This window comes from Mucilaginibacter sp. (assembly GCF_039207105.1).
In the GTDB taxonomy this organism is placed as follows: domain Bacteria; phylum Bacteroidota; class Bacteroidia; order Sphingobacteriales; family Sphingobacteriaceae; genus Mucilaginibacter.
Map to the genome: position 1 here is coordinate 15,005 of NZ_JBCECK010000004.1, position 7,673 is coordinate 22,677.

The 7,673-nt window shown below is 47.4% G+C and carries 6 protein-coding genes; all 6 read left to right on the forward strand.

Features of this window, described 5'->3' with window-relative positions; all coding sequences use genetic code 11:
• Positions 1-230: 230 nt before the first annotated feature.
• Positions 231-1,199 (forward strand): c-type cytochrome, encoded by a 969-nt coding sequence (locus AAGC65_RS01585; protein ID WP_343110648.1) that lies wholly within the window; start codon positions 231-233, stop codon positions 1,197-1,199.
• A gap of 34 nt (positions 1,200-1,233) precedes the next feature.
• A complete protein-coding gene (locus AAGC65_RS01590) occupies positions 1,234-1,716 on the forward strand; it encodes a hypothetical protein (protein ID WP_343110649.1) in 483 nt (160 codons plus the stop codon).
• Positions 1,717-1,719: 3 nt separating this feature from the next.
• On the forward strand, positions 1,720-2,073 hold the full coding sequence (locus AAGC65_RS01595) for a 2Fe-2S iron-sulfur cluster-binding protein (protein WP_343110650.1): 354 nt from the start codon (positions 1,720-1,722) through the stop codon (positions 2,071-2,073).
• Positions 2,074-2,140: 67 nt separating this feature from the next.
• Positions 2,141-3,235 carry an efflux RND transporter periplasmic adaptor subunit gene (locus AAGC65_RS01600; RefSeq protein ID WP_343110651.1) on the forward strand — a complete coding sequence of 365 codons (1,095 nt, stop codon included), beginning with the start codon at positions 2,141-2,143 and terminating at the stop codon, positions 3,233-3,235.
• 80 nt (positions 3,236-3,315) lie between these two features.
• Positions 3,316-6,501 (forward strand): efflux RND transporter permease subunit, encoded by a 3,186-nt coding sequence (locus AAGC65_RS01605; RefSeq protein WP_343110652.1) that lies wholly within the window; start codon positions 3,316-3,318, stop codon positions 6,499-6,501.
• Between the two features lies 1 nt (position 6,502).
• Positions 6,503-7,673: efflux transporter outer membrane subunit (locus AAGC65_RS01610; protein ID WP_343110653.1), on the forward strand; the 1,171-nt coding region annotated here is incomplete at its 3' end.

Here is a 7,673-nt window from a genome sequence, read left to right on the forward strand (position 1 = left end):
CATTAATAAACATAACATAGATGTTGATGCTGAGAAGTGTAAAAGTACTTATTGTGCGCTATCTACAACTGTAAAGTGACATTTGACATACAAACACTGCACGATTTGTCCTGTAAACATCGTCTTTCCTCCTAATGGCCTGGATCACAGCAGGCTAATTTTGTCCTGTCAAAAGAAGTGCCCCTAATCGTTTTGATCCTGATAAAGGGGGCATTATATAGTTTACAGGAATGTTCAAGCGATTAGTATCAAAAAAAATTATAATTATCCTTTTATTATTAGGAGCGGTGATTATGTGTGCCCTCCAATATATTCTTCATGAACTTCCGGATGTCGGTACCGCTCCGGTAATCAGTATTGAACGATCTCCAAAACGCGTGGAAAGGGGCAAATACCTTGCCTTAAACGTAATGGCCTGTATGGATTGTCATTCTGAAAGACAATGGAACCAGTACGCGGCACCGATCGATACGAATCATTTAGGAAGCGGCGGGGAGGTATTCGGCCACGATCAGGGAATACCCGGAAAGTTTGTGGCCGCAAACTTGACGTCTTACCATCTCGGCGAATGGACGGACGGTGAAATTTACCGGGCTATCACCACTGGTGTAAGTAAAGATGGCAGAGCCTTATTCCCGGTCATGCCTTATCTCGCTTACGGACGACTGGACAAGGAAGACATTTACTCGGTAATCGCCTATTTGCGGACGTTGCCCAAAATCGAACGTCAAATCCCGGCTCCCCTGGCAGATTTCCCTATGAATTTTATCATTCATACTATTCCCCGCCGAGCGGCGCCGGAGGCCGCCCCTTCGCGCGATAGTAAAATAGCATACGGAAGTTACCTGGTTCTTGCTGCAGACTGCCGCACCTGCCACACGGCAGATCACGGAGATGATTTCAGTGGGGGCAGGCCATTTAAAATCGGAAGTATTACGACCTATTCAGCCAATATTTCACCTGACCGGGAATTCGGGATTGGCAGCTGGACTGAAGATGAGTTTATCGCCCGTTTCAAAGCGTATGCCAATATCAGGGACGATCACCCGGTTCAGGATGATGAGTTTCAAACGATCATGCCATGGAGTCAATTCGGCAAAATGAAGGAAACTGACCTGGCCGCAATCTATGCCTACCTGAAATCAGTAAAACCGGTGAACAAGGAAACGGCAAGATTTAGAATCAACCAATATAAGTAACGAAATGCCATAACAGTATAAAAAACGAGCGATTATGGAAATTGAACAGCAAATAGAAGATTTGATTGAGCACTTGAGGCGATTAATGCCCTCTACAGGTGCCTGGCCCTTCACCGTCATGCAGCTAAAATCCAGTGATTTTGAAAATGTTGATATCAATTATAAGTTAAAGGCTAAACAGCAGCTGATTTTTTTACTCAGGACTGATTTTGATCGAAAAGATTTGATCGATTACATCGCGAATACAGCGGAGTTTGACGATATGCCTGCTTACAGGCGGGAGGAATTCCTGAATGATTATGTACAGCGGGCGGAAGAACCGTCAGCGTTGATAAAATGGTCGGAACGGATTATCAGTCTGGGTATTGGCTTCGCCTTTATCCTATCCGGTGATCTCAACTTATGGCTTGAAGACACAGCAGTGGATCTTGTTGCGTTGGATAATTATCTGAGTTTTCCGGAAAGAGGCCTGAAAGCTTACCAGCTTTTCGATGTTTATCAACGAGACGAGGACTGATCCATGCATAATAATCCAGTTACATATGCCATTTACATCACTGTCATCGCGCCAAATGGGATCAGGGAACTGCTCAATATAACGGCTTTGATCGGAATGACCTTAATGGATGTATTGATCAAGCGAGGGTACCGGGCTCCGGGCATTTGCGGAGGGACGGGGCTTTGTAAGGCCTGTCAGGTCACTGTGATCGCAGGTGTCGAGAAACTTAATGAACCCAGCGAAAAAGAGTTAATCATGCTGAAAGTGCTTGGCGAAGTTCAGGAAAATAGCCGCATGGCTTGTCAGATGCGTGTCCGTCCGGGTATGAACGGACTCATCATCAAGCTGGAGAGCAAAAAGATTTATAAGCTATAAAGCCATTATTTAATAGATTAAAATGAAAAATAGAATTATTATCATGCTTTCAGGAACTCTTGGCATCATGGCCTCATGTTCCAATCCCCCAGAGGCAAACAACGGTGCCGGGCAGCCACAGGAATATCCTGTTTATGCCGTTCAAAATAGCCAGGCTACGTTGCTGGCGTCTTATCCCGCTTCGCTTGAAGGCGAGCAAAATGTGGAGATACGCCCTAAAGTGGATGGTTATATCAGCCAGATTTATGTTGACGAAGGGGCGACGGTTAAAAAAGGCCAGCTTTTATTCAAAATTGATGCACCGCAATATCAGCAGGAGGTAATTACCGCAAATGCCTCCATCAAGAGCGCAGAGGCTGAAGTAAATGCGGCCAAACTTCAGGTTGCGAACATCACACCATTAGTCAAAAAAGAAATTGTCACGGGAACCGCTTTGCAGAACGCACAATATAATCTGCAGGCCAAAGAAGCGCAGCTCGCCCAGGCGAGAGCCACCCTGGCCAATGCGAAAACAAACATAGGATATACCACTATAGTGAGCCCGGCGGCGGGCGTGGTGGGCAAGTTGCCGAATAAACCCGGCAGCCTGGTGAGCCCCTCAAGTCCGGTGCCTCTAACTACCGTATCCAATATTCAAAAGATATACGCTTATTTTTCTTTTGATGAAAAACAGTTCCTGGAATTTTCCGCCAAGTATCCCGGCAAAAGTATCAGCGAAAAGATTAAGCAATTGCCAGCCGTTTCACTGGTTTTAAGCGATGGTATGGTATATCCGGAAAAGGGACGGATAGAGACGGTGAATGGCCTGATCGACAACCAGACGGGTTCGGTTAGCTTTCGGGCAACCTTTCCAAATCCATTGGGGACGCTTCGAAGTGGTGGAAGCGCTACACTTCAAATTCCGGTTTCTATAGCCTCTGCTTTACTGTTGCCGCAAAAGGCAACCTTCGAGGTGCAGGGCCGGAAGATGGTTTATGTGGTTAATGAAAAAGGTATGGTAAAGGGAAAGGAAGTACAGGTAATGGACCTGTTTGCCGGAAATGACTACGTGGTAAAAGACGGTCTTAAGGCCGGTGACCGCGTTGTAACCGACGGTATGGGTAACCTCAAAGACAGTGTGACCATCAAGCCGGTACCGGTAACTAACGGCTCCGCACATTAATAATCAATCGGTTCTGTAATCGCATTTACGTCATATGATCACCAACGTTATGCCTTTGCATGGCCATAAAAAGAGAAATTATGTTAAAGAAATTTATTGAAAAACCGGTATTGTCAACAGTAATATCCGTGATCATTATCATCCTGGGTTTACTGGGATTATTTTCACTGCCGATATCACAGTACCCGGAAATTGCGCCGCCAACGGTAGAAGTAAAAACATCCTTCCAGGGGGCTAATGCGGATGTGGTCATGAACAGTGTGATCACTCCTCTGGAGGAGCAGATCAATGGTGTCGAAAATATGACCTATATGACGTCTACAGCCGGAAATGACGGCAGCGCGACGATCACCGTTTATTTTAATTTAGGGACAGACCCGGATCTGGCTGCTGTGAACGTTCAGAACAGGGTGACCAAGGCGACCAGTTTACTGCCGGCCGATGTTATCAAATCCGGGGTGACAACCAGTAAAAAACAAGCCAGCCTGGTTTACATTTTTGAAGTCTATAGTAAGAATAAAGCCTACGATGAAAATTATCTCCAGAATTATGTAAATATCAACCTGATGCCGCAAATCAAGCGGGTTCCCGGGATAGGAGATGCCTTTATCTACGGAGGCAAGGATTATTCCATGCGTATATGGCTGAAGCCAGACGCAATGGCGGCTCACGGATTAATGCCTGAGGATGTCATCGGTAAATTGGCACAGCAAAATATCGAGGCGGCGCCCGGTAAGTTTGGCGAAAATGGCAACCAGGCCTTCCAATATGTTATCAAATATAAGGGCCGTCTGAAAACGGCAGAAGAATTCGACCAGATCGTGATACGCGCCAACGGCAATGGTAATATTCTCCGGTTAAGGGATATCGCAAAAGTGGAAATGGGATCCCTGAGTTACGCGAGTTCGAATACAACCAACAGTTACCAGGGTACGGCCATTGCAGTCAGTCAGTCCGCCGGCTCTAACGCTCACGACCTCATTCAGCAGGTTGAACGGATATTGGAAAATAGCTCCAAAGATTTTCCGGACGGTGTTCATTACATACCGTTCCTAAATGCCAATGAGTTTTTGGATGCCTCTATCGAGAAAGTGATCCATACCCTGGTTGAAGCCTTTATTCTGGTATTTATAGTGGTTTTCGTATTTCTGCAGGATTTCAGGTCAACGCTTATACCGGCAATATCGGTTCCTGTAGCGATTATCGGAACCTTCTTCTTTCTCAAAATGTTCGGCTTTACCATCAATTTACTGACGTTGTTCGCGCTGGTGCTTGCTATCGGTATCGTCGTTGATGACGCCATTGTTGTTGTAGAAGCCGTCCATGCTAAACTGGATCAGGGGGCGACCTCAGCTAAAAAAGCAACCCTGCATGCCATGAGTGAGATCAGCAGCGCGATCATATCGATCACCCTTGTAATGGCTGCCGTTTTTATCCCCGTATCTTTTATCAGCGGATCGGCAGGTGTATTTTACAAACAGTTCGGTTTAACGCTGGCTATCGCGATCATGATCTCTGCGGTAAACGCGCTTACGCTGAGCCCGGCGCTATGCGCTATCTTTTTAAAGCCACATGTCGCGGGTGAACACCCGAAAACCGGCATTTTACAACGGTTTTACAGCGGATTCAACGCTGCCTTTACGACGATGACCGCCAGATACCGCAACGCGGTTAAATTCCTCGTTAAGCGTAAATGGGTGGCTGTAGGTATCATCGGCATTTTTAGTGTGATGTTCTGGTTTTTAGTGAAGACAAGTCCTACCGGATTTGTTCCAAACGAGGACGGGGGTGCTATTTTCAGCGATATCATCCTGCCTCCCTCATCCTCGCTCGAAAGAACCATACGGATCGCGGATCAGGTGGACAGCATCGTCAGGTCAATTCCTGAGGTAGAAAGTTGCGACAGACTCGCCGGACAGGACTTGATCAGTGGGACCGGACCGTCGTACGCTGCGTTGTTCATCCGCCTGAAGCCCTGGGCGAAGCGGGCCAATAAAGGTCAGGATATCAATAGCGTGGTGGGCCAGCTTTTTGGCCGTACGGTTAACATTAAAGGCGCGCAGATTATCTTTTTCGCGGCGCCTACTTTACTCGGTTTTGGTAATACAAATGGTTTTGAGTTCGCACTCCAGGACCGAACTTCGGGTGACCTGAATCAATTCGGCGGTTCCGTATACAAATTCCTGGGCGCCCTCAATCAACGTCCTGAGATTCTGTACGCCACTACTTCGTTCAATAACAGCTTTCCACAATATGAACTTGATGTTAATGTGGCCAAGTGTGAAGAGGCAGGAATTGATGTCAACAAAGTGCTGACCACTATGCAGGGGTATTTCGGTGGTATTTACGCGTCCGATTTTAACCGTTTCGGTAAGCAATACCGGGTTATGGTGCAGGCGGAATCCCAATATCGTGCAACGCCGGAAAGCATTCACCAGATCATGGTCAGGAATGCAGCAGGAACGATGGCACCCATTTCAGAGTTTGTAACATTGCGCAGAGTATATGGTTCGGAATTCCGTAACCGGTTCAACATGTTCACGTCAGCCGGCATTACCGGTGTGCCCAAGCCGGGTTATAGCTCCGGCGATGCTATCCGGGCAATCCAGGAGGTAGCCGCTCAGACCTTACCAAAAAATGTAACCCATGAATATTCAGGCTTAACTAAAGAGGAACTATCCAGTGGCAGCCAGACGCTGATGATCTTCCTGCTTTGCCTGGTATTTGTTTATTTCCTGCTTAGCGCGCAGTATGAAAGTTATATTTTACCCTTTGCAGTTCTGCTATCGCTGCCGATCGGATTGGCAGGTGCATTTCTATTTGCCAGGTTATTTGGTGTTGATAACAACATATTTTTACAAATCAGCCTGGTGATGCTCATCGGGTTGCTGGCCAAAAACGGTATCCTGATCGTAGAGTTTGCGCTTTTTCACCGTAAAAGCGGTGAAGACATTATTCGGGCTGCCGTAAACGGTGCTACTGCGCGCCTTCGTCCGATCCTGATGACATCGTTCGCTTTCATTTTTGGCCTGATGCCGCTCATGTTTGCCAGTGGTGCCGGAGCGGTCAGTAACCGTTCAATAGGTACAGGGGCTATCGGCGGAATGCTGATTGGAACAGTATTCGGGATTTTCGTTATTCCCTCACTTTTTGTATTGTTTCAGGTACTACAGGAGCGTATCAGCGGAGCGCCGGTGCATGATGAAGATCAGCACCATGAAGTGTCAGTAGAAAATCACAACGGCGAACCAATCAAGCATAATTAACATGAAAATAAAATACAGCTGGGTAATCCCGGCATTAATCATCATATCCTCCTGCCGGGTCACCAGTCCTTACCATCGTCCGGCAGTAAATCAGGAGGGACTTTACCGGGAACAATCCGGGACAGATACGGCCAATAATATTGCCCTTGTGCATTGGGATACCTATTTTCAGGACCCGGCTTTACAAAACCTGATCAGGGAAGGGCTGGCTAACAACCTTGATCTGAAATCTGCTTTGGAACGGATCAATGCGGCCAGAGCGGAATTTCAGAGCAGCAAAAGTGCTTTTCTACCATCGTTAAGCGGTAACGCATCCGTTACCCAGGAAAGGCTGGCATATCCTCAGGCTTTTGGATTTGTAAAAGATACCAGGCAATATGCCATAGGATTAAGTGCATCCTGGGAAATGGATATCTGGGGTAAACTCAGCAGCGCGAAGCGCGCTGCATTTGCTTCGCTGCTGCAGCAACAGGCGGTAAAACAGGCGGTGCAGAGTGAACTGGTAGCAGCGATCGCCAGTGACTATTATCTACTGGCCGCGCTTGATGAACAATTGGATATCCTGAAGAGGACCGCGGCTAACCGTCAGGAAGACGTTAACACCGTCAAGGCCTTACAGGCATCCAACGTTGTAAACGGCGCCGCGGTGGTACAGAGCCAAGCCAATTATTATGCCACGGAAGTGGCGATTCCCGGCATCACTAGGCAAATCAGGAAAACAGAAAACGCCCTGTGCGTACTGCTCGGTAAAGCACCGGGGCCCATCAACCGTAATGCACTTCGTTTACAACAAATGCCGGTTGGTTTGAATACCGGCGTCCCGGCACAATTGCTGGCTAACCGGCCCGATGTACAGGAGGCTGAGCTGGCGTTCAGGGTCGCGTTTGAACAGACAAATATCGCCCGCAGCTATTTCTATCCTTCTTTAACCCTTACAGCCGCCGGCGGGTTCAGCAGCTTCAGCGTTGGTGACTGGTTTACCAGGAACCTGGGTTTATTCGGCAATGTTACTGCCGGAATTTTGCAGCCTATTTATAATAAGGGTATAAACAAAGCGAGACTCAGAACTGCCAAAGCGCAACAACAGGTAGCGTTGAATAGCTTTCAGCAGTCATTGCTGGTTGCGGGGCAGGAGGTTTCCGATGCGCTTTTCGCTTATCAAACGGTGGAGG